Annotated in this window: 23 protein-coding genes and 2 pseudogenes; 12 read left to right on the top strand and 13 right to left on the bottom strand. The window is 60.4% G+C overall.

What is annotated here, in order from left to right:
- Positions 1–635: type VI secretion system-associated lipoprotein TagQ (gene tagQ, locus N878_RS25265; RefSeq protein ID WP_021446250.1), on the top strand; the 635-nt coding region annotated here is incomplete at its 5' end.
- 248 nt (positions 636–883) lie between these two features.
- On the opposite strand, the gene N878_RS25270 is transcribed toward tagQ, so the two are convergent.
- The 3 genes from N878_RS25270 to N878_RS25280 are packed head-to-tail and all read right to left on the bottom strand — an operon-like array spanning position 884 to position 3055.
- The gene (locus tag N878_RS25270) at positions 884–1588 is read right to left on the bottom strand and encodes a glutamine amidotransferase (protein WP_021446251.1); all 705 of its coding nucleotides are present in this window, start codon (positions 1586–1588) and stop codon (positions 884–886) included.
- Positions 1585–2613, bottom strand: a complete 1029-nt coding sequence (locus N878_RS25275) for a homoserine dehydrogenase (RefSeq protein WP_021446252.1) — start codon at positions 2611–2613, stop codon at positions 1585–1587. The genes N878_RS25270 and N878_RS25275 overlap by 4 nt, the downstream gene beginning before the upstream one ends.
- Before the next feature lie 19 nt (positions 2614–2632).
- Positions 2633–3055 (bottom strand): VOC family protein, encoded by a 423-nt coding sequence (locus tag N878_RS25280; RefSeq protein ID WP_021446253.1) that lies wholly within the window; start codon positions 3053–3055, stop codon positions 2633–2635.
- Between the two features lie 105 nt (positions 3056–3160).
- Between N878_RS25280 and N878_RS25285 the strand changes: the two genes are divergently transcribed.
- The gene (locus tag N878_RS25285; protein WP_021446254.1) at positions 3161–4030 is read left to right on the top strand and encodes a LysR family transcriptional regulator; all 870 of its coding nucleotides are present in this window, start codon (positions 3161–3163) and stop codon (positions 4028–4030) included.
- A gap of 363 nt (positions 4031–4393) precedes the next feature.
- Here the strand turns inward: N878_RS25285 and N878_RS27840 are convergent, their stop codons facing one another.
- The gene (locus N878_RS27840; RefSeq protein WP_177342952.1) at positions 4394–4735 is read right to left on the bottom strand and encodes a BPSL0761 family protein; all 342 of its coding nucleotides are present in this window, start codon (positions 4733–4735) and stop codon (positions 4394–4396) included.
- Positions 4736–5062: 327 nt separating this feature from the next.
- On the opposite strand from N878_RS27840, the gene N878_RS25290 reads away from it, so the two are divergent.
- Positions 5063–5833: a carboxymuconolactone decarboxylase family protein gene (locus N878_RS25290; protein WP_021446256.1), complete on the top strand. Its 771-nt coding sequence runs from the start codon at positions 5063–5065 to the stop codon at positions 5831–5833.
- Positions 5834–5856: 23 nt separating this feature from the next.
- Complete coding sequence (locus N878_RS25295) at positions 5857–6948, top strand: alpha/beta fold hydrolase (RefSeq protein ID WP_021446257.1); 1092 nt, start codon at positions 5857–5859, stop codon at positions 6946–6948.
- 12 nt (positions 6949–6960) lie between these two features.
- On the opposite strand, the gene N878_RS25300 is transcribed toward N878_RS25295, so the two are convergent.
- Genes N878_RS25300 through N878_RS25310 form a run of 3 tightly spaced genes read right to left on the bottom strand, consistent with a single transcriptional unit; the run spans position 6961 to position 10503 of the window.
- The gene (locus tag N878_RS25300) at positions 6961–7800 is read right to left on the bottom strand and encodes an SDR family oxidoreductase (RefSeq protein ID WP_021446258.1); all 840 of its coding nucleotides are present in this window, start codon (positions 7798–7800) and stop codon (positions 6961–6963) included.
- Positions 7801–7826: 26 nt separating this feature from the next.
- A complete protein-coding gene (locus N878_RS25305; protein ID WP_021446259.1) occupies positions 7827–10025 on the bottom strand; it encodes a molybdopterin cofactor-binding domain-containing protein in 2199 nt (732 codons plus the stop codon).
- A 10-nt stretch (positions 10026–10035) separates the two neighbouring features.
- Positions 10036–10503 carry a (2Fe-2S)-binding protein gene (locus N878_RS25310; RefSeq protein WP_021446260.1) on the bottom strand — a complete coding sequence of 156 codons (468 nt, stop codon included), beginning with the start codon at positions 10501–10503 and terminating at the stop codon, positions 10036–10038.
- Between the two features lie 457 nt (positions 10504–10960).
- Between N878_RS25310 and N878_RS25315 the strand changes: the two genes are divergently transcribed.
- The gene (locus N878_RS25315) at positions 10961–11554 is read left to right on the top strand and encodes a flavodoxin (protein WP_021446261.1); all 594 of its coding nucleotides are present in this window, start codon (positions 10961–10963) and stop codon (positions 11552–11554) included.
- Positions 11555–11570: 16 nt separating this feature from the next.
- Here the strand turns inward: N878_RS25315 and N878_RS25320 are convergent, their stop codons facing one another.
- Positions 11571–12278, bottom strand: coding sequence for an NADPH-dependent F420 reductase (locus tag N878_RS25320; RefSeq protein WP_031304175.1), 708 nt, complete (start codon positions 12276–12278; stop codon positions 11571–11573).
- 14 nt (positions 12279–12292) lie between these two features.
- The gene (locus N878_RS25325; protein WP_021446263.1) at positions 12293–12769 is read right to left on the bottom strand and encodes a cupin domain-containing protein; all 477 of its coding nucleotides are present in this window, start codon (positions 12767–12769) and stop codon (positions 12293–12295) included.
- 104 nt (positions 12770–12873) lie between these two features.
- Between N878_RS25325 and N878_RS29840 the strand changes: the two are divergent.
- Positions 12874–13260 (top strand): annotated as a pseudogene (locus N878_RS29840) (LysR family transcriptional regulator); the annotation flags it as partial.
- Here the strand turns inward: N878_RS29840 and N878_RS27845 are convergent.
- Positions 13227–14933 (bottom strand): DDE-type integrase/transposase/recombinase, encoded by a 1707-nt coding sequence (locus tag N878_RS27845; protein ID WP_082457956.1) that lies wholly within the window; start codon positions 14931–14933, stop codon positions 13227–13229. The pseudogene N878_RS29840 and the gene N878_RS27845 sit on opposite strands and share 34 nt — an antisense overlap.
- 226 nt (positions 14934–15159) lie before the next feature.
- A pseudogene (locus tag N878_RS29765) lies at positions 15160–15255 on the bottom strand (gamma-butyrobetaine hydroxylase-like domain-containing protein); the annotation flags it as partial.
- 299 nt (positions 15256–15554) lie between these two features.
- On the opposite strand from N878_RS29765, the gene N878_RS25335 reads away from it, so the two are divergent.
- The 6 genes from N878_RS25335 to N878_RS31115 all read left to right on the top strand — a co-directional run bounded on the left by N878_RS25335 (position 15555) and on the right by N878_RS31115 (position 20057).
- Positions 15555–16547: a D-cysteine desulfhydrase gene (locus N878_RS25335; protein ID WP_021446266.1), complete on the top strand. Its 993-nt coding sequence runs from the start codon at positions 15555–15557 to the stop codon at positions 16545–16547.
- 83 nt (positions 16548–16630) lie between these two features.
- Complete coding sequence (gene tcyJ / locus N878_RS25340) at positions 16631–17428, top strand: cystine ABC transporter substrate-binding protein (RefSeq protein ID WP_031304179.1); 798 nt, start codon at positions 16631–16633, stop codon at positions 17426–17428.
- A complete protein-coding gene (gene tcyL, locus N878_RS25345; protein WP_021446268.1) occupies positions 17425–18093 on the top strand; it encodes a cystine ABC transporter permease in 669 nt (222 codons plus the stop codon). Before tcyJ ends, tcyL begins: the two co-directional genes overlap by 4 nt.
- The gene (tcyN, locus tag N878_RS25350) at positions 18093–18848 is read left to right on the top strand and encodes an L-cystine ABC transporter ATP-binding protein TcyN (protein ID WP_021446269.1); all 756 of its coding nucleotides are present in this window, start codon (positions 18093–18095) and stop codon (positions 18846–18848) included. Before tcyL ends, tcyN begins: the two co-directional genes overlap by 1 nt.
- Before the next feature lie 136 nt (positions 18849–18984).
- Positions 18985–19818, top strand: a complete 834-nt coding sequence (gene tauD / locus N878_RS25355; RefSeq protein WP_021446270.1) for a taurine dioxygenase — start codon at positions 18985–18987, stop codon at positions 19816–19818.
- A 20-nt stretch (positions 19819–19838) separates the two neighbouring features.
- Positions 19839–20057, top strand: coding sequence for a rhodanese-like domain-containing protein (locus N878_RS31115; RefSeq protein WP_082457958.1), 219 nt, complete (start codon positions 19839–19841; stop codon positions 20055–20057).
- A 20-nt stretch (positions 20058–20077) separates the two neighbouring features.
- On the opposite strand, the gene N878_RS25360 is transcribed toward N878_RS31115, so the two are convergent.
- Both N878_RS25360 and N878_RS25365 read right to left on the bottom strand, forming a co-directional pair.
- Positions 20078–20338, bottom strand: a complete 261-nt coding sequence (locus tag N878_RS25360; RefSeq protein ID WP_021446271.1) for a DUF2790 domain-containing protein — start codon at positions 20336–20338, stop codon at positions 20078–20080.
- A 32-nt stretch (positions 20339–20370) separates the two neighbouring features.
- Entirely contained in the window at positions 20371–21201 is an 831-nt protein-coding gene (locus tag N878_RS25365; protein WP_031304182.1) for an oxidoreductase, read from the bottom strand.
- Positions 21202–21300: the final 99 nt, after the last annotated feature.

Raw genomic sequence — 21300 nt, forward strand, 5'->3', positions numbered from 1 at the left:
GCGACCACGCCGGGCGCAATGCCCTGATCGGCGCCGCGGCCGGCGCCCTGGTCGGTGGCGCGGCGGGCTACTACACCGAGCGGCAGAAGCAGATCAGCGACGACCGCCAGCGCATCGCCTCCTACGGCAGCGATTTCGAGCGCAGCACCATGGACCTGGATCGCAGCATCGTCCACGCCAAGGCGGCGCAGGACTGCTACCAGCGCGAATTCGACAACCTGCGCGCCGCCCATCGCAACAAGACCATGAGCGACAGCGAAGGGCGCAGTCGCTTCGCCGAGATCCTCAGCGGCCTGAAGGAAACCAACGCCTTGCTGGCCGCCGCCGACGGCCGCACCGGCGAAGACATCGATACCTACACCCAGGCCTACGAGAAGGACCTGCAACAGGTGGGCGTCGAGCGCCAGCAGGTCGCCGTCGCCGCCAAGGTGGAAAGCGCGCCCGCGGCCAAACCGGCACCGGCGGCCAAGCCCGTGCCGCAAGAGGCGGTGGTCACCGAACAGAAGATCCAGAAAGCCAGCGCCAAGCGCAGCGAGGCGCAACAGGTCAGCAGCCGCGGCACCGGCATGATCAGCAGCGCCTGCAATAACCCCGATCTGGGCGACTGGGCACCCGATCCCTGCACCAGCGTGTAGTGCTCACAGCCAGCTGGCGTACTGCTGGGCACCTGAGAACGCTGCAATTGCTTGAGCAGTTGCGGCGTTCTTGTGGGAGAGCCGGCACCTGTAGGAGCGAATTCTGCTCGCCTATCTCTGACGCCCGGATAGGGCTCGACGGGAGCTGACTCGAAACTGTCCGCGTTCACGGGTTAGATGTCGATAAAGTAGCCGCATCTCCATGTCTGGCGGCAGTCCTGCCACCAGGTTCGGGCTCTCTGACAGCTTCAGTGTTTCAGCTTCGCCAGCCAATCGTTGAGCATGACGGTGCCGGCTTGCTCCAGCGTGCGGGCGTAACGCTTGGCATCGTGGCGCAGGGTGACGGGGTTCAGGCCCGAGGTGGCCAATTCGCTTGCATGTCCCAGTAGCCAATGTTCGAAGCGGTCGCCGCGCACCTCTGGGTGGAACTGTAGGCCGAGCAAATTGGGGCCACGGGCAAAGGCCTGATGGCGGCACAGCGGTGTCGAGGCGAGGAGCGTACAGCCCTGCGGCAGATCGAAGGTGTCACCGTGCCAGTGCAGCACGGCAACGTCGCGCAGCGCGGCCAGAGGCTGAGACTTGGCTGAAGGCGCTAGATCGAGCGTCGACCAGCCGATTTCCTTGGCCGGCCCAGGATAGACGCGCGCACCAAGTGCAGCGGCCATCAATTGCGCGCCGAGGCAGATACCCAGCGTCGGCCGGTCGGCTGCCAGACGCGCGCGTAGCAATTGCAGCTCGTCGGCGACAAGTGGGTAGCTGTCGTGGTCGTAGACGCCGATGGGGCCGCCGAGTATCACCAGAAGGTCTGCGGCGAGTGGCTCGAGTTGGCCGAGGTCGCGTTCCGCGGCATCGATGTATTCGATCTGGTAGCCGGCAGTGCGCAGAGGCGTCTCGAAGCTGCCAAGGTCTTCGAATCCGACATGACGGATGGCGTGCAGGGTGCGTCGGGTCATGCTGAATGTTCCGTAATGGAGGCGGGGCGAGCGCCCCTGGCCTGGAGAATATGTTCAAAGTCCTTCAGCGCGGCGGCGGCCGTGGCGAGCGGTTCGACGCCGCAGCCGATGGCAATGGTCTCGCCCATGGCGTCGCTGCTGATACGGATCGCCTTGTTCTTCCCGTTCACTTGGGCGAATGGGTCGGACAGCGGGTAGGTCTTGATCCCGACGCTGGCGCGGATCGTGCCGCCTACCTGGCTAAGGCTGCCGACCAGCCGCGGAACCAGGCCCTGCGACTGCCAGGCATCGATACGCTGCGCCGTAACCGAGTGGATGCCTTCGACCTCGACGTCAGACATCGTTAGGTTGGCGCCGAGGCCGAAGTTGGCCAGCAGCAGGAGTTTGCAGGCGGTATCCCATCCTTCGGTGTCGTTGCGCGTGTCCGCTTCGGCGAAGCCGCCGGCCTGCGCCTCGCGCAACGCCGCATCGAAACCGAGCCCCTGGGTGCGCATGGCATCGAGCAGGTAGTTGGTGGTGGCATTGAGAATGCCCTCTACGGCCAGCACCTTGCAGCCGGCCAGACTGTGCTCGAGCAGGTCGAGCGTGGGCAGGGCGGCCGCGGCTGCACCGCTGAGTTTCAGCTGCGCTCCGGAGGCGCGCGCCAGTTCGCGCAACTGCGGCCCGCTGTGAATCAGCGCGCCTTTGGAAATGACGATGCAATCCTGCCCGGCCGACAACGCCGACCGAAGGTAGGCAAGGCCCGGTCCGCCGCTGCGAAAATCGCTGGGGCCGGCTTCGATGAGCACCGATGCGCCGCTCGCGGTCACGAAATCCGGCCCTGTCAGGCCGGGCTGCAGTGCGTCCAACTGATCCGCTTGCAGACCGTTGGCATCGGCCAGGCCGGTGCGTGAGCCACACACCGCAACCAGGCGCACGTCCACGCCGTAGAACTGGCCATAGCGTTCGCGGCGTTGCAACAGCAGGTTGGCCGTGGCGCGGCCGACACCGCCGAAACCGGCGATTGCCACCTTGAGCGTTTGCATGGCTTCGATCCTTTCGCGGTCAGCGGGCGAACAGGTTGTTGATGTCGGCGAAGGCCTTCATTTCGACGGCATTGCCGCTTGGATCCTTGAAGAACATGGTCGCCTGTTCGCCCGGCTCGCCCTTGAAGCGGATATAGGGCTCGATGATGAAGTCGACGCCAGCTGCGGTAAGGCGTTCGGCGGCGGCCTGCCACTGCGCCATCGACAGCACCACACCGAAATGACGTACCGGCACGCCGTGGCCGTCTACCGCGTTCGCCGGACCGGCGCCGGCCTCACCGGGAGCCAGGTGCGCGACGATCTGGTGGCCATAGAAATTGAAGTCGATCCACTCCGGCGAGCTGCGACCCTCGCTGCAACCGAGCAGGTTGCCGTAGAAGTCGCGGGCGGCGGCCAGGTCGTCAACCGGAAAGGCCAGGTGGAAGGGGCATAGCGCGGTCATTGGAGTTCCCTCGTTGTGGGTGAGTGGAATCATCCTAGTCGGCGACAATGTTCATAAAAAACTATATGTTCTGATCATGAGCAAAACGGAATCTAATCATTCGCCATGATCACCGAATTACGCACCCTGATCGCCGTCGCCCGTTATGGCACCTTCAGTGCGGCGGGCGACCGGGTCGGCCTGACGCAGGCTGCGGTCAGCGGCCATATGCGGCGCCTGGAAGAAACCCTGGGGTTTACCCTGTTCGATCGCACTGGTCGCTCGGCCACGCTGAATGCCGCCGGGCTGCGCACGCTTGCCCGTGCCGAGGCGCTGGTAGCCGGTTTCGATGCATTGGGCGAGCCGAACCAGGACGAGGAGTGGGCCCGGCCGTTGGAGATCGGCGCGATTGCCTCGGTGCAGGCGACCCTCCTGACGCGCGCGTTGGTGCCGTTTCGCCAGCGCTTTGCCAACTGTCGAGTGAATCTGTCGCCAGGCGTTTCCCTGCAACTGATGGATCGAGTAGAAGCAGGGGAGCTCGATCTGGCCATCCTCATCCGCCCGGCATTCGAACCGCCACGGGAACTGGAATGGACTCCGCTGGCATGCGAGAACTATGTCCTGCTGGCAGCAGGCAATGTGCCTGGCGAAGACTGGCGCTCAGTGATTCGCGAGCAGCCCTTTATTCGTTACAACCGATCCTCATTTGGCGGACGACAGGTGGAGCGGTACCTGCGCGATCACTCGATAGCACTGCAGGAATGGATAGAGGTCGATGATATCCAGGCCATGCTGTCGATGGTCGAGAACGGCCTCGGTGTGGCGGTGGTGCCGCTTACGGAAACCATCCTGCCGCTACCGGGGAGCGTTCGCGCCATAGAGCTTGGCCCAGCGCCGATCCACCGCGAAATCGGCGCCCTGTATCCCAGGATCAGCCGCTCGGCGGCCATGGCGAGCTTTATCGAATGCCTGCAGAGCGTAGGCGTGGCTCGATAAAGAAGCCGTCGCGCTCGAGGTGAACGCAACATCGACACGTCCTTCGCCAGAGGTCTTGAGAGGGGGCTAACGAATCGGGGGCTGGTGCATTCATGCACATATCTGAAATAGCACATGATTTAACATAATATACATTATGCGAAGCTTAGGGTTAAAACCCCTGAGCAGATCTGCTGTCGGTTTAACTAAATGGCTGGAATTTTCACATTAACGACAGGAATGCTTTTGGCTCAAGCACTTGGCGCCATTTCTTCTCATGTCATCTGCAGTAATTCCTGCAATTAACATGAAAAATCGGCTGAAGTCCTCGGAAGTAATTTTTCCGCTAAGTAAGGAACTGAATGGTTGAAACCACCAAAATCGTCATTGCGGAGTTTTTAGTTCCATAGTGTGACTATCGTGAATTTTTTCAGCTCGCGATACTAATGAGCCGACCTCACGGCCACAGAACATGGGGTCGCCCAGCAGCCAGCTGACTAGCACCGGATGCATGGGACCATGCTTGTCTGCCAACAGCGAGAGTTCTTCCTTTGATCGCTCTTCCAACCTACCAGCCAGCCAGATGGCTTCTGCTGTCGGGTAGTGCCTAAGAAGATTTTCTGCCTGACGTCGTATGTTCTCAGGAAGGCTCTTATCTTTGGACAGATCCTGCAAAAACTCCCGTGTCTGCACAATGCTACGAGTGCGCTCGTATGCCATCGTCATGACGTAGCTCCTAGATTTTTCATGGGCGAAGCCCGTGTACTACTGCTGTGCAAACACCTGGCTGTCGCTTGCCAGATGGCCCATGCGCATCAGCTCGATTTTGGCATGAGTGGCTTCTTGCCAGGCAACATTATTGCCAGTGCTATTCATGAGCTCAGCTCACTATGGCATGCGTGAACGTGATCTTAATAGGTGGCGTCGCCACCATTAGCATGTGATCTAGCGCAAGGAGTAAAGACAATACTGCTCGCGCCTCAATAGCCATGCCGGGCTCATATAGGGTTTCGAGCTTCGGTGCACCGTTTGTGACTCTGAAGGACTCTAAGTATGCAACCCTTAACCGCCTTGATCACCACACTGGTAGCAGCCGCATCGTTCCATGCCAGCGCGCAGAGCGCTGTGCCTGATACACCCGCCGCACGCCAAGCCCGAGAAACTGCGCCTCAGCTTTTCGCCTACACCCAGGAGGTTTTGTTCGGCGATGTGTGGAAACGCAAGGAACTCGCACCGCGTGATCGCAGTCTCGTCACCCTCTCCGCCTTGCTGGCCAACGGGCAGACGGCGCAGATGACCTCGCACATCAATCTCGCCCTAGACAATGGGGTGAAACCCAGCGAAATCACCGGGCTCATTACTCACTTGGCGTTCTACGGTGGGTGGCCGAATGCCATGTCAGCGGTCGGCGTGGCAAAAGAGGTGTTTGCCCAGCGCGGCATCCCAACCGAACAGATTCGCCCAGTACAAACTGACCTGTTGCCTGTTGATAAGGAAGCGGAGGAGCGTCGTTTAGTGATCGTCCGGGACAATGTCGCCCCTACAGCTCCAGAGCTGGCCCGCTACACCGATGAGGTGTTGTTTGCGGACCTCTGGCGCCGCCCGGATCTGGCGCCGCGCGACCGCAGTCTGATCACAACAGCCGCACTGATCGCCCGCGGCCAGATTGATCAAGTGCCGTTTCATCTCTCCCGGGCAATGGACAACGGCCTGACCCAGACGGAAGCCGCCGAGCTCGTCACCCACCTGGCGTTCTATGCCGGCTGGCCACGGGCGATGTCGGCCCTGCCGGCACTGCAATCCGTGTTCGCCGGACGCAACTGAACCAGTGCAGAGGAAGCCACAAGATGCAGTCGGAGAGCCTGAGAAATCTATTACCCGTCATGCTTAGCGCCATAGCGCTTGCCGCGGTGGCGTCACCCGCAATTGCGCAAACGGACAAGCTCGCGCCTCTGCTCATCCAAGAACAAGGCAGCTTTGCCGCCGGCGGACAGGTGCAAACCGCAGCGGGCACTTTTGATCCGCGCAAACCGCTGGAGCCTGCCGGGCAGACTTATCGTGGCGATCATGCCTACGTCTCCTATCAGATCCCGGTTGATGCCCGGAAGCTGCCTCTGGTCATGTGGCATGGTGCAGGGCAGTTCTCGAAAACCTGGGAAACCACGGCCGATGGTCGGGAGGGCTTTCAGAATATTTTCCTGCGCCGTGGGTTTGCCGTGTACCTGATCGATCAGCCACGCCGTGGAGGGGCCGGGCGCAGCATGGTCGAAGCATCGCTCAAACCCACCGCGGACGAGCAGCTCTGGTTCAATCAGTTTCGCGTCGGGCTCTGGCCGGACTATTTCGAGGGAGTGCAGTTCGCTCGCGACCCGCAAACACTCGACCAGTTCTTCCGGGCCATGACGCCAAACACGGGGCCGTTCGACATGGAGGTGGTTGCCGACGGGGTCTCGGCGGTATTCGACAAGATTGGCCCCGGTATCCTCTTCAGTCACTCTCAGGGCGGCGGGCCAGGCTGGCTGACCGCGATCAAGAACGGCAACGTCAAGGCCATCGTCTCGTTTGAGCCTGGCAGCAGCTTTATCTTCCCGGAGGGCGAAGTACCAGAACCCATTCCAAGCGCTTTCGACACTGTACAAGGCGCGAGCGTGCCCATGGCTCAATTTATGGCCCTGACCAAGATCCCGATTTTGATTTTCTACGGCGACAACATTCCGCAGCAGGCGACCGACATGCCGGCCCAGGACAGCTGGCGTGCCCGGCTGGAAATGGCTCGACTATGGCGGGACACGGTCAATAAACATGGTGGAAACGTGGCCGTGCTGCATCTGCCGGAGATCGGCATCAAGGGCAACACGCACTTCCCCTTCTCCGATCTGAACAACGTTCAGATCGCCGACCTGGTGTCCAAATTCCTTGCCGAGAAAAAGCTGGACTGACCACGGGGCGCGTTACTTTGGCGCCAGTTCACCAAACCAGTAGGATGCGGTAACGCCGCCATCCATAAGGAAGTCGCTGCCGGTGATGAAGGCGCCGTCCGCGCCCATCAGCAAGGCACCAACTGCTCCGACCTCGTCGGGCGTGCCGGCGCGACCAACCGGGCAGCGCTCAATCATGTTGCGGTAGCCTTCTCCGCGCGGTCCGCTAAGTTCGTCCTTGGCTAGCGGGGTGATGATGATGCCGGGGCTGATGGTGTTGACCCGCGCACCACGCTTGCCCCAGCGCACGGCCTCGGCCATCACGCGCAGCGAGTTGCCACGCTTGGAGAGCTGATAGGCGTGCAGGGAGTCTTTGACCTGGCCCGGCTGCAGGAATGACAGGGACAGCAGTTCATCAGCCGGAGTCCGGGCTAGGGCTTCGTTCTGCTCTGCGCTCAGCGCGCCCAGGCGATGGCCTGATTGCGAGGCGATGACCACAGCCGAACCACCAGCCGCGATGACATTGCCGAACTCTTCAAGAACCAGCGCCGTGCCATACAGATCGACCGCAAGAATGGTTTCAGGAGAGGCCTGAGAGGGCGACACGCCGGCCGCATGAATCACGCCGGTAACGTTGCCCAAAGCCGTGGCCATCTCGACCAGTGCATGCACCGACTCGCGCGAGGACACGTCGACAATGGCAACCTGCGCCTCGTATCCGGCATTGCCCAGCACCTCGGCCGCCGCCCGGGCATTGTCCTCGCGCAGATCAGCCAGCAGCACCTGCTTACCCACTCCGACGCGTCGCGCAATGGCCTGGCCGATTGAGCCCGGCCCGATCACGACGATGACTTCATTTGCAACCTGGCCCATAGCAATCTCCCTGTTTTGACCCCTGACTAGGCCTGCAAGTCAGCAGGCTTGATCGGTATGTTCCGGATTCGTTTGCCGGTAGCCGCGAATATCGCATTGAGCACCGCCGGTGCAGCCACTGCGATGGTGGGCTCCCCTACCCCGCCCCAGAAGCCTCCCGAAGGCACCGTAATCACCTCGACCTTTGGCATATCGGCCAGACGCATGACGTTGTAGGTGTGGAAGTTTTGCTGCTCGATTCGCCCATCCTTCACCGTGCACTGGCTGTATAGCATCGGCGACAGACCGTAGACGAAGGAGCCGGCGATCTGTGCCTCGACCTGCTGCGGGTTGACCACGTGCCCGGGATCGGTCGCCGCAACAATACGGTGAATCGTCAACTTCCCGCCCGTCACCGACACCTCGGCGGCCGCTGCGACATAGCTGCCGAAGCCCTTGACCTGAGCAATGCCGCGGAACACGCCCGGCGCTGTCGGAGTGTCCCAGCCGATGCCTTTGGCAGCGGCCTCGAGCACCGCAAGGTGTAGAGGATGCTTGGCCATCAGCTTGCGGCGGAAGACTAGCGGATCCTGACCGGCCGCATGGGCCAGTTCGTCGATGAAGCACTCCATGTAGAGCGCGTTCTGATTGAGGTTCACGCCACGCCAGAAGCCAGGACGGATATGCGGGTTGCGCATGGCGTGATCGACCAACAGATTCGGCACGCTGTAGCCGATGGCCATGTCGCCTTCCGGCATGAGTCCCTGGAAGACATGTGGGTCGCCATTGTCAGTCATGGCGCCAGGAATGGCGTACGCAGTGATCGACTGCCCGGAGATGCGCACATGCAGGGCTTCGACATTACCCTGCTCGTCGAGCGCCGCGCGCATACGACACTGGGTGACCGGATGGAAGCGGCCCTGAGCCATGTCCTCTTCGCGGGTCCACATCATCTTCACCGGAACGCCGGGCAGTTGCTTGGCAATCAGTACGGCCATACGCACGTAATCGGTGGCCAGACGCCGACCGAAGCTGCCGCCGATGCGAGTGGTGTGTATCTCACAGGCGTCCAGCGACAGCCCAGCCGCAGTCGCCAGGGTATTTAGGGCCGCTTCGGGTACCTGGGTTGGTCCCCACATCTCGCAGCGCTCGGTAGTCCAGCGCACCGTGGCACACAAGGTCTCCATCTGTGCATGGTTCTGATAAGGGAAGCTGTAGTCGGCCTCGATCACCTTGGCGGCTCCGGCGAGTCGTGTCTTCGCATCTCCGACCCGGTTGCCGACATAGGGCGTATCGGCACTCAAGCCTTCATGCAGCATCTGCGCGATGGTGTCACTGGAAACCGTGGCATTCGCGCCTTCGTCCCACTCGATTGGCAAAGCCTCAAGGGCTTTCTTGGCACGCCAAAAGGTATCGGCGACCACGGCCACGGTCTCATCGTCCACCCGCAGCACCTGCTTGACGCCGGGCATCTGCGCGACAGCTGCGGCATCGAATCGGCGCAACTTGCCGCCGTGCACCGGGCAGGCCTTGGGCACGGCGATAAGCATGTCCGGTAGGGTGAAGTCCACGCCGTAAACCAGCGAGCCGTCGAGCTTGTCGAGGGTATCGATGCGCTTGACCGGCTTACCGGCGATAGTCCAGTGGGCTGGATCCTTAAGGGTAACGTTCGACGGCGGCGTGATCGCGTTGGCCGCCTCGGCGACCGCGCCATAGGTGATAGTGCGGCCACTGGGCCGGTGGCTGATCACGCCCTTGGCCACGCTGCACTCACCCGCCGCAACGCCCCACTGGCGGGCAGCAGCTTCGACCAACATCATGCGCGCGGCCGCGCCGCCCATGCGCACGTATTCGTGCGACTCGCGGATGGCCCGCGAACCGCCGGTCGATTGTGTGCGCCAGACATTGTCGCGCTGACGGTTGACCCCGGGCTTGACCAACTCGAAGCGGACCTTGTCCCAGTCGCATTCGAGCTCTTCGGCCACCAGTTGGGCGAGACCGGTCAGGGCGCCCTGCCCCATCTCGATCCGGGCGATGCGGATCAATACGGTTTCGTCCGGCTGAACGACTACCCAAGCATTGACTTCGCTCTGACCAGCAGCTGCGGCCAGAGCCGATTTGGACATGGGAAAGGAGAAGCCGAAGACGAAGGCTCCAGCTGCCACCGCCGTTGCGCCCTTGAGAAAGCGGCGGCGAGAAAGCCCCGCTTGAGCTTCCTGCGTTTCGATCTGATTGCTAGTCGACATCGTCATCTCCTCAGCCACGGGACTCGGCCATGCGCTCGGCCGCCAGCTTGATACCGTCGATTACCCTCAGGTAGGTACCGCAGCGGCAAATATTGGTCACCTGCTGGCGTATCTGCTCATCGCTCGGGTTGGGGGTCTGTGCCAGCAGCGCGGAGGCGGCCATGATCATCCCCGGTTGGCAGTAGCCACACTGGGCCACATCCAGCTCCGCCCAGGCCTGTTGCACGGGATGCGGAGTCTCTGCACTGAGCCCCTCGATGGTGGTGATGGCCTGCTTCTCGGAGAACATGCTCACCGGCATCACACAGGAGCGCGTTGCCACTCCGTCGATGTGTACGGTGCAGGCGCCGCATTGGGCCATGCCGCAGCCATACTTGGTGCCCGTCATGCCGAGCTGCTCACGAATCACCCATAGCAGAGGGGTGTCGCCTTCGACATCCACCTCCACCACCTTACCGTTGATGTTTAGTGTTGGCATTTCAGGCTCCTGGCTTCAGGTTGCGCTTGGGGGCGACGCCTCGACACAAGCTGTGTGCCCATGCTCGGCGCTGCGCTCTGATCACGATTGCTGTCGTTACATCCAATACTGCCGGCCAAGTGGCCGATCTGATGGCGACATTACTTAGCCTTGGAATATAGATCGCAGGGTGGTCAGTGATTACCCACACAGATTCGATTGGAGTTATGAGCCGACCTCATGAGCGAGAGCCTGGTGCGGAGTGGCAGGCGCCAAGCGAATCAGCGATCGTCTAGCTCAGCAATAGGCCGGCTATTGGGGAGGCACGAAATTGATTAGTTCTGCTCACAGCTCTTTGCTGACTTTCTCGTCTAGTAGCCTCCTCCGCCAGCCGTTACGTTCCCTTGAGCGAGAGCCGACAGCAGCAGATCGCACCCACTGAAAAATTGAGCTGTGAGCTCAGCAAAGGAGAGCCATTATGACCTCGTCTTACGACCCACTACGCCGCGCAGTGCTCGCGGCGCTGGCAAGCCTCCCGCTGATCGGGGTCGCGGACGTACGGGCCGAAAGCCCAAAAGCTCGCAGCACCGGCTCCCGCATTCTCGTGGCCTATTTTTCCCGCTCGGGCAACACACGGGTCGTTGCAGGCTTGATACAGCGGGCGCTTGGCGCCGACCTGTTCGAGATTCAGCCGGCAGAGGCATATCCCGAGGACTACCTGCAAACGGTCGAACAGGCCCGCGCCGAGCGCGACAAAGGCTTCGAGCCCGCGCTGGCCGCCAGGGTGGCAGACATGTCCGTCTATGACAGTCTGTTCCTGGGCTTTCCGATCTGGGGAGGCACCGCGCCGCCGGTGATTCGCTCCTTTCTCGTCACCCATGACCTGTCTGGCAAAACCATCATCCCCTTCATCACTCACGGCGGCTACGGCCTGGGCAATAGCCACGCCGTGCTGACCAGCCACGCCACCGCGGCAAGGTTGCTCGATGGTTTCTCGATGGAAGCGGATCAGGAACGCAGAACCATGGAACAGGTAGCCCAATGGCTAGGCGAGTTGCCGCTCAGGCAATAGCCCGTGCGGCCCGTTATCACTCGCCCATCAGGCGACGCAGTTCTGCCGCTGTGGTATTGGCCCTGAAACCTGGCCCGCCACGTTGGAACAACCTTGCTGCGGCCAGATTACCGACCACGACCGGATCGCAGCCGACATCACGCACCAGTTGCTCGGCCACCTGCAGCGCCTGGGCATCATCACTGGCAATAGGCACGCCAAGCTTATCCGTCGCCCGTCTGGCCGAAGCCTCTACCGCAGTCGCATCGACGGCGCTGAAGGCACGCACCAGGCGGGAGCCGGGCAGGTATTTGGCGGAGGTTTCGCCGACCCCGGCACTCTGCGCCTCACGCGCGATTGCACTGGTGCTGCTGGCGGCAGGGTTACAGGCATCGAGCACGACCTTGCCCTGGACAGAGGAACCAAGGTCACGGCCAAGGTCGGGAAGCGCCTCGTAGGGCACGGCGAACAGCAGCACCGAACCGAACGCGGCCGCCTCGCTCGGAGTACCGACCGACGCTCGTGCGCCAAGCTCGTCAACCATGGCCTGGAGTTCATGCGGGTTACGCGAGGAGAACATCACCTCGTGCCCGGCCTTTACCCAGAGCCGGCCAACAGTTCCACCCAGCCAACCGGCACCAATCACACCTATACGCATAGATTGCCCTCCCCAGCCTTTGGGTATGAGCGGCAATGCAACCGCTGCGGCACAGATTTGCAACACGACACGACGGGATAGCGGCATGACCTCTCTCCTTATCAGGGCTGTTGCTTGTACTGGGCGTCGCTGACCTGCTCCAACCAATCCACCGTTTTACCGTCGAGCGATTCGGCAATGGCGATATGGCTCATGCCGTTGTTGGCCGTGGCCCCATGCCAATGCTTGGCACCTGCCGGAATCCAGACGATATCGCCGGGTTTGATCTCCTGAACCGCACCGCCCCACTGCTGCACCAGGCCAACGCCGGTCGTGACGATCAGGGTCTGGCCAAGTGGATGGGTATGCCAGGCCGTACGACTGCCCGGCTCGAAGGTCACGGTGCCGCCGCCGACTCGCCCCGGCGCTTCTGCGCGGAACAGGGCATCGACCCGTACGCTTCCGGTGAAGCTACTCGCCGCCCCCAGTTGCGAGGGTTGCGCTCCCGAACGCGTCACCTTGATCGATGAGCTTTCCTCAGCCTGTAGAGCTGTTGCCCCAAGCATCAAAGAAGCCGCCAACACAGGAAACAGTTTCATCCACACACTCCCAACAGTTAGAAACAGACTGTATGAATCTAGTGGCAGTAGCTTCCACGCACTAGGGCGTAAAATCGGGTTAAGGATATGAATGGATTTCATAAATGCCGCGAGAAAATCTGAACGACCTGGTCGCCTTTATCGCGGTGGCCCGTGAGAAAAACTTCACCCGTGCAGCTGCTCAGCTCGGGGTATCCCAGTCTGCGCTAAGCCACACGGTCAAGGCTCTGGAGTCCAGACTCGGCGTTCGTTTGCTCACCCGCACGACCCGCAGCGTGTCACCCACCCCCGCCGGGGAGCACTTGCTGCACACGCTGGCCCCGCAGTTCGAAGAGATCGAGAGCGAGATTGCCGCGCTGAGCGAACTCCGTGACAAGCCTGCGGGCACCATTCGTATCACCACCGCCGAGCATGCGGCCGACACGATACTGTGGCCTAGGCTCTCGGAGGTTCTGCCTCAGTACCCGGACATCACGGTGGAGGTCAGCATCGCATGCTCGACCAACTGACGATTTTTATTTATCTGAGTAATCATCAGGCGTGAATAGGCTTTCGACGCCTGATGAGGGTACTGCTTCGCCTCTTCAGCCACCTGTCTCTTAGCAATATTCAATTCCTCTAACGTGATGTCTGGCGCAGACATATCAGAATACGGAACTTCAATATATCTGCCGCTAGGTATCCACACCCAAATCTGCTTTAACGAGAGCGGGTTATACTTTATTTTAAACTTGCCAGAGTTTAAATAAGGCGCAAGCGCCGGAGACCAATAATTAAACCTTTTAAATACAATGCCGGATCTGTGTATGACTCGACGATCTTCCGGCAAAAAATCCAATAAAAAACTTGCCGGATCATCCAAAAGTGCAGGATGAGTTAGAGCTCCGTTGTTAGTGAACGCCGCCATCCACTTTTGATGCGGAGTCTCGCCTAATATTCTATGTTTCTCATGATGATAAACTTGGATGGCCCTTGCAAACCACAACCTGAATTCGGAGAATGTAAGGCAGGCTTCCTTCTCACTATCATACTCTCCTTTCATTTCCACATTCGATAGTGTAGTCCCAGGTAGATAATGAACGTATCCCATGGATAGCGTACCATTAAGGCGTTCGATGTGGCCGCCCCACCATGGTCTGCCTTTCGGGCGCCAACAAAGCTTGATGCGATTAGATTCTGCCGCACGCCTAAATGACTTTGACTTAAATTCCTTGGCGTTATCCATGTGTAGCTCCACAGGTCGCCCGTAGTAGGGATGACTTAGATCTGAATCATTTAGCGCGGTGAGCCACTTATTTTTAGGGAGGACGGCATGAGTGAGAGCCATTGCAACACTATAAGTATTAGGCGCGTGTATGGAGAGGTAATACCCCATAACCACGCGTGTAAATACATCAATTATCAATGTAACCCACGGCCGACAGAGAGGTTTTCGGGTTGCTTCATCCACAATGATGCAATCAATTACCGTATGGTCCATCTGCCATCGGTGCAATGGACTACTAGCCTTATTCTTACCAGGTCTGGCTTGATGCAGGTCATTTGCCGCCTTTAGCCCTACCCTCAACTTGTCAAGCTGAAACTGCCCTCTGTCTTGCACGCGCGCTTTAATGGTTATAAAAGCTGGGATAGGATACCCAGCAGCGCTGCATACTCTTTTTACTTCTTTCCAGACTTTCGCCACGCGTGTTCCAGGGCCAGTCCACTCACCACATATGACGTTATCGATAATCGACTCGACACGGGGGTCAAGCTGTCGACATCCAACCGGCCTCCCTGACTTTTCACTTAAATAACATCTAGCCCCCATGCTTTCATCGAATTTCCTAATCAATACATATGCTCTGCTTGAGCTAACTCTCAATTTTTTAGACAGCCTAGTAATATTCTCACTCGTTCTGTCTCCGCTGAGATACTCTCTTATTGCCTCAAAGCGAAACTTTGCTAGGCGCCATTTTTTTTCATCAACTTCAGAAATATCCGCAGGCACACTTTTATTTTGGTAAGACGCGGATGAAATCACTGCTAACTCACCGACAGGCACAGACAGATACCTATTCTCAGCCTCTATGTAGACCTGCACCAAGTCCGGACCTAAGGACGCTTCATATTTACAAATTTTTCCGTCCCATAGGACACCTTGCCCTTTATTCAAAATTTTCATAAAAATCTACACAGCAATGCTCTCTGCCGATTTACGTTAACCACAGTAAATCAAGCACAACTCACATTAAATGCAATAAATATCCAGAGACTGGATGGAATTTAGCTTTACGCAAAATATTTATTGAAGAAAAACAAAGGCTTAAGAATTCTTGAGATTACCTAAAATCGACATCTGCTCACGATTTTAAGCAGATCCTAAGTGCTCTCTCTCGCCATCACCAGCCTCAGGATGTCAGCCCACGCAGGTAGTCCCAGGGATAGATGCCGCGGTCGTGGCCATCGCTGAAGATCAGTTGTACGCCATAGCCCTGGGCGTTGATGGCTTGCACGCAGATGTCGCTCGGCGCCAGGTCGGGCTTAATCAGTTCGAGGATTTCGGCGTGCGGCACCGGGATAGTTCCTTGTCCTCGGTCTGTGTCACCGGCTGGATCGGCAGTCCGGCGCGATTGGCATGCGCCCGGCGGATGTGACGGGCTGAGCGCGACAGTACGAAGAAATATTTATTCCATAAAATAATTGTTAATTATTTTCTTATACCCAAAACAACCACTCACTTTTGCTTGTGAGCATCGCCATCACCCACCTAGAGTAGACAGCCTTCAATCTGCTGGAGGCTCCCATGCTCACTGCCGCCCTCGCCCGTTTTCCCCGTCTGGAACTCGTTCCCCAGGCCACCCCCCTGCAACGCCTGCCACGCCTGTCGCAACACCTGGGTCGAGATATCTGGATCAAGCGCGATGACCTTACCCCGCTGGCGCTCGGCGGCAACAAGGCGCGCAAGCTGGAGTATCTCGCCGCCGATGCGCAGGCCAAGGGTGCCGATGTGCTCGTCACTGCCGGTGCAATCCAGTCCAACCATGTACGGCAAACCGCCGCCGTCTCTGCGCAATTAGGCCTGGGCTGCCTAGCCCTGCTGGAAAACCCCATCGACAGCCAGAGCGATGACTACCTGGGCAACGGCAATCGCCTGCTACTGGATCTGTTCGGCGCCGAGGTGGAGAACGTCGCCAGCCTGGACAACGCCGACCAGATGCTGGAGGGCGCCTGCCAGCGCCTCAGCGCAGCCGGGCGCCTTCCATACCTGGTACCCATCGGCGGCTCCAATGCCCTGGGCGCGCTCGGTTACGTGCGCGGCGGGTTGGAACTGGCCGAGCAGATCGCCGCCAGTGGCCAGGATTTTGCTGCCGTGGTGCTGGCGTCCGGCAGTGCCGGCACCCATGCCGGGCTGGCCCTGGCGCTGGAAAGTGCGCGCCCGGGCACGCGCGTGATCGGCGTCACCGTCTCGCGCAGCGAAGCAGCCCAACGCCCCAAGGTGGAAAACCTGCTGCAACGTACGGCTGAGCTGCTGGCCGTAGATGTGCCAGAAGGGCTGAAACTGGAGCTGTGGGACAACTACTTCGCCCCGCGCTACGGCGAAGCGAATGCCGGCGGCCTGGCGGCGATCCGCTTGCTGGCGGGCCTGGAAGCGATATTGCTCGACCCTGTCTACACTGGCAAAGCCTTCGCTGGTTTGCTCGACGGGCTCAAGCGAGGCGCTTTCTCTGGCGTTGGGCCGTTGCTGTTCCTGCACACAGGCGGCTCGCCAGCTCTCTTCGCATACAAACAAAAATGAATACATAAATAATTTTTAATTATTTATGTGCATAAGGATTTCCCCCTAGAGTGGCGCCACCTTTCCATATGCATGAGGTCACCATGAAACTTTCCACCCTGCGTCGCCATTTCCTCTTCGGCAGCCTGGCCCTCGTGTTGGGCGCCAGCATCAGCGCCCCGAGTTTCGCCGCCGACCTGCTCGATGACATCAAGGCCCGTGGCGCCATCAAGGTCGGCTTGGAGGGCACCTACCCGCCCTTCAACTACCAGGACGAGAACGGCAAGCTGACCGGCTTCGAAGTGGAGCTGGCCGAAGCGCTCGCCAAGGAGCTGGGCGTCAAGGCCCAGTTCCAGCCGACCAAATGGGACGGCATCCTCGCCGCACTGGAATCCAAGCGCCTGGATGTGGTGATCAACCAGGTGACCATCTCCGACGAGCGCAAGAAGAAGTACGATTTCTCCAAGCCCTACACCGTCTCAGGTATCCAGGCGCTGACCCGCAAAGCCGATGGCGACAGCATCAAGAACGCCCAGGATCTGGCCGGCAAGAAAGTCGGCGTAGGCCTCGGCACCAACTATGAACAGTGGCTCAAGGACAACGTGCCACAGGCCGACATCCGCACCTACGATGACGATCCGACCAAGTTCCAGGATCTCAACGTCGGGCGCATCGACGTAATCCTGGTCGATCGCCTTGCCGCCTTCGAGATGGTGGAGAAAACCGGTGGCCGTCTGGCCGTGGCCGGCGACGCCTTCTCCCGCCAGGAGGCCGGTATCGCCCTGCGCAAGGGCAACCCCGCCCTGCTCGCTGCCATCGACCAGGCGCTGGCCAAGCTGAGTGCCGACGGCACCCTCAAGCAACTTTCCGAGAAATGGTTCAAGGCTGACGTCACCCGATGATCGAGTCCGCCCTGCAGCTGGCTCTGGAGTCCGCGCCCTTTCTGCTCAAGGGCGCCTACTACACCGTCGTACTCAGCCTGGGCGGCATGTTCTTCGGCCTGCTGCTGGGCTTCGTCCTGGCCCTGCTGCGCCTGTATGCCGTAGCCCCCTTGCGCTGGTTCTCGCGGCTGTACGTGTCCTTCTTCCGCGGCACGCCCCTGCTGGTGCAACTGTTTTTGATCTACTACGGCCTGCCGCAGTTGGGCATCCAGCTCGATCCCCTGCCGGCTGCGCTGATCGGCTTCTCGCTGAACATGGCTGCCTACACCTCGGAAATTCTCCGCGCCGCCATCGCCTCCATTGATCGCGGGCAGTGGGAAGCGGCCGCCAGCATCGGCATGAGCAAGGCGCAGACGCTGTACCGGGCGATTCTGCCGCAGGCGGCGCGCACGGCTTTGCCGCCTTTAGGCAATAGCTTCATTTCGCTGGTCAAGGACACCGCCCTGGCCGCCACCATCCAGGTGCCGGAGCTGTTCCGCCAGGCGCAGCTGATCACCGCACGCACCTTCGAGATTTTCACCATGTACTTGGCAGCCGCGCTCATCTATTGGGTGCTGGCGAGCATCCTCGCGCACTTCCAGGCGCGTCTGGAGGCCAGGGTCAACCGCCACGAGCAGGACAGCTGATGATTTCCGTGCGCAATCTGCGAAAAGCCTTCGGTAGCAACGAAGTACTCAAGGGCATCGACTTGGATGTGGCAGCTGGCGAGGTGGTCGCCATCATCGGCCCCAGCGGCTCGGGCAAGACCACCCTGCTGCGCTGCCTCAACCTCTTGGAGCAGCCCAGCGGCGGCCAGATCACCATTGGCGACATCCATATCGATGCGGATAAGCCGCTAAAGAGCCAACAGAAGCTGATCCGCCAGTTGCGCCAGCAGGCCGGCTTCGTGTTCCAGAACTTCAACCTGTTCCCCCACCGCACCGCGCTGGAAAACGTCATCGAAGGCCCGGTGCAGGTGAAGAAGGAGTCGCGCGAAGAGGCACTGTCCCATGCTCGGGCTCTGCTCGCCAAGGTGGGTCTGAGCGGCAAGGAAGACGCCTACCCCAAGCGCCTCTCTGGTGGCCAGCAACAGCGCGTGGCCATCGCTCGCGCCCTGGCCATGCGCCCGCAGGTGATTCTATTCGACGAGCCCACCTCGGCCCTCGACCCGGAACTGGTGGGCGAAGTACTGACCACCATCCGCGACCTCGCCGAGGAAAAACGCACCATGGTCATCGTCACCCACGAAATGGCCTTCGCCCGTGACGTGGCGGACCGGGCGATCTTCATCGACCAGGGTCGGATCGTCGAACAGGGCCCGGCCAAGACCCTGTTCACCGCGCCCCAGCACGAACGCACGCGGCAGTTCCTCAGCAAGTTCCTGCTAGATCGTTCGCTGTAGTCACCACCGGCACCTCACCCATCATGGCTTTGCGATCTGCCGGTACGCACGGCGCCCTCTCCTGCTCGACCGCGCACACCTGTGAGAAGGCGCTTGAGCGGCGAGCTTTCTCAGGCACATTGAGCGAGAACCCGACATGACCCTGCACATCACCCCGCTCAGCCCGGCACTCGGCGCCCAGGTCAGTGGCATCGACCTGCGTCAGCCCCTCACCACCAGCCTGCGCCAGCAAGTCGAAGACGCCCTGCTCCAGCACCAGGTGCTGTTCTTACGCGAGCAGCCCATCGAGCCGCAACAGCAGGCCGCCCTCGCCGCCCAGTTCGGCGACCTGCACATCCACCCGCTCTACCCCAACGTGCCCGAGCAGCCCGAAATCCTCGTGCTCGACACCGCCGTGACCGACGTGCGTGACAACGCCATCTGGCACACCGACGTCAGCTTTCTGCAAACCCCGGCCCTCGGCGCGATACTCGCCGCCAAGCACCTGCCGGCCTATGGCGGCGACACCCTGTGGGCGAGCAGCAGCGCGGCCTATGACGCCCTGTCAGAGCCGCTAAAGCGGTTGCTCGACGGCCTCACCGCCACCCACGACTTCACCCGCTCCTTCCCCCTGGAGCGCTTCGGCAACACCCCCGAGGCCCTGGCGCATTACCACGAGGTGCAGCGCACCCACCCGCCCGTGGTGCACCCGGTGGTGCGCACCCACCCGGTTACCGGACGCAAGGGCCTGTTCGTCAACGACGGCTTCACCAACCGCATCAACGAACTGGAAGCCGCCGAAAGCGCTGCCCCGCTGCGCTTTCTCTTCGCCCACGCCACGCGCCCGGAATTCACTATCCGCTGGCGCTGGCAGGAAAACGACGTGGCCTTCTGGGACAACCGCATCACCCAGCACTACGCCGTCGATGACTACCGCCCACAACGCAGGGTGATGCATCGCGCGACCATCCTGGGCGACAAACCCTATTGAGAGGTCCCCCATGGCCGAACATGACGAAGACTTGCTGCGCCGCGCGGCGCAGGCTACGCCGTCGACGACTGCAGATTAGCCCGCGGCAAGCGCGAGCACGGATTGCCGAAGGTGTAACCCTGCTGGACGTTCGTAGCGACTCCGAGTTTCGCGAAGGGCATATCGACGGCGCGTTCAACCTGAGCGCGGATCAATTCCATGAGCGAAAAAACAGAAACCGGGGCAAGCCCGGTTTCTGAGACTGTTGCAGGAGGGAGGCTTAGCCGCCCAGGCAGCCGTTGCCCATTACTTGATAGCGAATCCTGTGCTGCTGACCATTGGAATCCTCGTAGGTCATTTCCACAGGCACCGCATGACACACATTCGGGATTTCGCTATGCGACACCACCCGAGCGATATCCAGGTGCATGCCGTAGTGGTAATCGATGACTGCGTCGGACGACTGCGCGGTCGGTTGATCGGTGGCCATGGCCTGAGTGGTCATCAGCACGCCGAGTACAGAGAACAGGATGGCTTTCATGAGTCTTTCCTCTACAAGGTTGGACGATTGCTTCAGGCCTGGAAGTCGGTGGACAGGGCCAGGTCTCTCCACTCGGCCAGCTCGCTGGCGACGAAGTGGTTCTTTTCCTCAATGCGCGCCACGGTGTCGCTGCCCAAGGGCAGGCGCTGCGGTGGTTTCGGCGCATTGACCAGAGCCAGAATGGCCTCGGCGAACTTCACCGGATTGCCCGGCTGCGCATGATTGGCATCTTTGGCGAAGCGGCGCATGGCGCCCACGGTTTCGTCGTAATCCGGCAGTTCCAGCGCGGTCTTCACCAGCGACTGCTCGTCGAGGAAGTCGGTACGGAAGAAGCCGGGTTCGACCACAGTGGCGTGGATGCCCAGCGGCGCGACTTCCTGATGCAGTGCCTCGGTGATGCCTTCCACCGCGAACTTGGTGGAGCCGTAGACCCCCCACCCCATGTAGGCCTGGTACCCGCCGATGGAGGAAATGTTGATGATGTGGCCGGAGCGCTGCCGACGCATGTGCGGCAGCACCGCGCGGATCACGTTGAGCACACCGAACACGTTGGTGGCGAACAGGCGCTCGGTTTCGTTGGCGCTGGTTTCCTCTACCGCACCAAGTACGCCGAAGCCGGCGTTGTTGACCAGCACATCGATACGACCGAAGTGCTTGACGCCTTCGGCGACGGCCTGATGGGCCTCGGCCTCACTGGTCACGTCCAGACGCACGGCCAGCAGGTTGGGATGGCTGCCGAGGCGGGCCACGACATCTTCAGGCTTGCGAGCGGTGGCAATCACGGCATCACCGGCACGCAGAGCATGTTCTGCGATCAGCGTGCCAAAACCACGGGAGGCTCCAGTAATGAACCAAGTACGCATATCAACTCCTCCTGTCAGTGACCCTGCACCATTGCCGGGCCTTCTCGATGAGTTGACGCCACTCTAAAATCCAACTACTGATGTGATAATCCCAAGAAA

This window comes from Pseudomonas sp. EGD-AK9, from assembly GCF_000465935.2.
Lineage (GTDB): Bacteria > Pseudomonadota > Gammaproteobacteria > Pseudomonadales > Pseudomonadaceae > Aquipseudomonas.

Coding starts and splice junctions, on each gene's coding strand:
- N878_RS25280 (WP_021446253.1), bottom strand. CDS start 3,055: ATGACCGCGCTATGCCCCTTCCACCTGGCCTTTCCGGTTGACGACCTG.
- N878_RS25360 (WP_021446271.1), bottom strand. CDS start 20,338: ATGAAAGCCATCCTGTTCTCTGTACTCGGCGTGCTGATGACCACTCAG.
- N878_RS25320 (WP_031304175.1), bottom strand. CDS start 12,278: ATGCCGCTATCCCGTCGTGTCGTGTTGCAAATCTGTGCCGCAGCGGTT.
- tcyJ (WP_031304179.1), top strand. CDS start 16,631: ATGAAACTTTCCACCCTGCGTCGCCATTTCCTCTTCGGCAGCCTGGCC.
- N878_RS25315 (WP_021446261.1), top strand. CDS start 10,961: ATGACCTCGTCTTACGACCCACTACGCCGCGCAGTGCTCGCGGCGCTG.
- tauD (WP_021446270.1), top strand. CDS start 18,985: ATGACCCTGCACATCACCCCGCTCAGCCCGGCACTCGGCGCCCAGGTC.
- N878_RS25305 (WP_021446259.1), bottom strand. CDS start 10,025: ATGTCGACTAGCAATCAGATCGAAACGCAGGAAGCTCAAGCGGGGCTT.
- N878_RS25300 (WP_021446258.1), bottom strand. CDS start 7,800: ATGGGCCAGGTTGCAAATGAAGTCATCGTCGTGATCGGGCCGGGCTCA.
- N878_RS25310 (WP_021446260.1), bottom strand. CDS start 10,503: ATGCCAACACTAAACATCAACGGTAAGGTGGTGGAGGTGGATGTCGAA.
- tcyL (WP_021446268.1), top strand. CDS start 17,425: ATGATCGAGTCCGCCCTGCAGCTGGCTCTGGAGTCCGCGCCCTTTCTG.
- N878_RS25290 (WP_021446256.1), top strand. CDS start 5,063: ATGCAACCCTTAACCGCCTTGATCACCACACTGGTAGCAGCCGCATCG.
- tcyN (WP_021446269.1), top strand. CDS start 18,093: ATGATTTCCGTGCGCAATCTGCGAAAAGCCTTCGGTAGCAACGAAGTA.
- N878_RS25325 (WP_021446263.1), bottom strand. CDS start 12,769: ATGAAACTGTTTCCTGTGTTGGCGGCTTCTTTGATGCTTGGGGCAACA.
- N878_RS25295 (WP_021446257.1), top strand. CDS start 5,857: ATGCAGTCGGAGAGCCTGAGAAATCTATTACCCGTCATGCTTAGCGCC.
- N878_RS31115 (WP_082457958.1), top strand. CDS start 19,839: ATGACGAAGACTTGCTGCGCCGCGCGGCGCAGGCTACGCCGTCGACGA.
- N878_RS25365 (WP_031304182.1), bottom strand. CDS start 21,201: ATGCGTACTTGGTTCATTACTGGAGCCTCCCGTGGTTTTGGCACGCTG.
- N878_RS25275 (WP_021446252.1), bottom strand. CDS start 2,613: ATGCAAACGCTCAAGGTGGCAATCGCCGGTTTCGGCGGTGTCGGCCGC.
- N878_RS25335 (WP_021446266.1), top strand. CDS start 15,555: ATGCTCACTGCCGCCCTCGCCCGTTTTCCCCGTCTGGAACTCGTTCCC.
- N878_RS25285 (WP_021446254.1), top strand. CDS start 3,161: ATGATCACCGAATTACGCACCCTGATCGCCGTCGCCCGTTATGGCACC.
- N878_RS27840 (WP_177342952.1), bottom strand. CDS start 4,735: ATGACGATGGCATACGAGCGCACTCGTAGCATTGTGCAGACACGGGAG.
- N878_RS27845 (WP_082457956.1), bottom strand. CDS start 14,933: ATGAAAATTTTGAATAAAGGGCAAGGTGTCCTATGGGACGGAAAAATT.
- N878_RS25270 (WP_021446251.1), bottom strand. CDS start 1,588: ATGACCCGACGCACCCTGCACGCCATCCGTCATGTCGGATTCGAAGAC.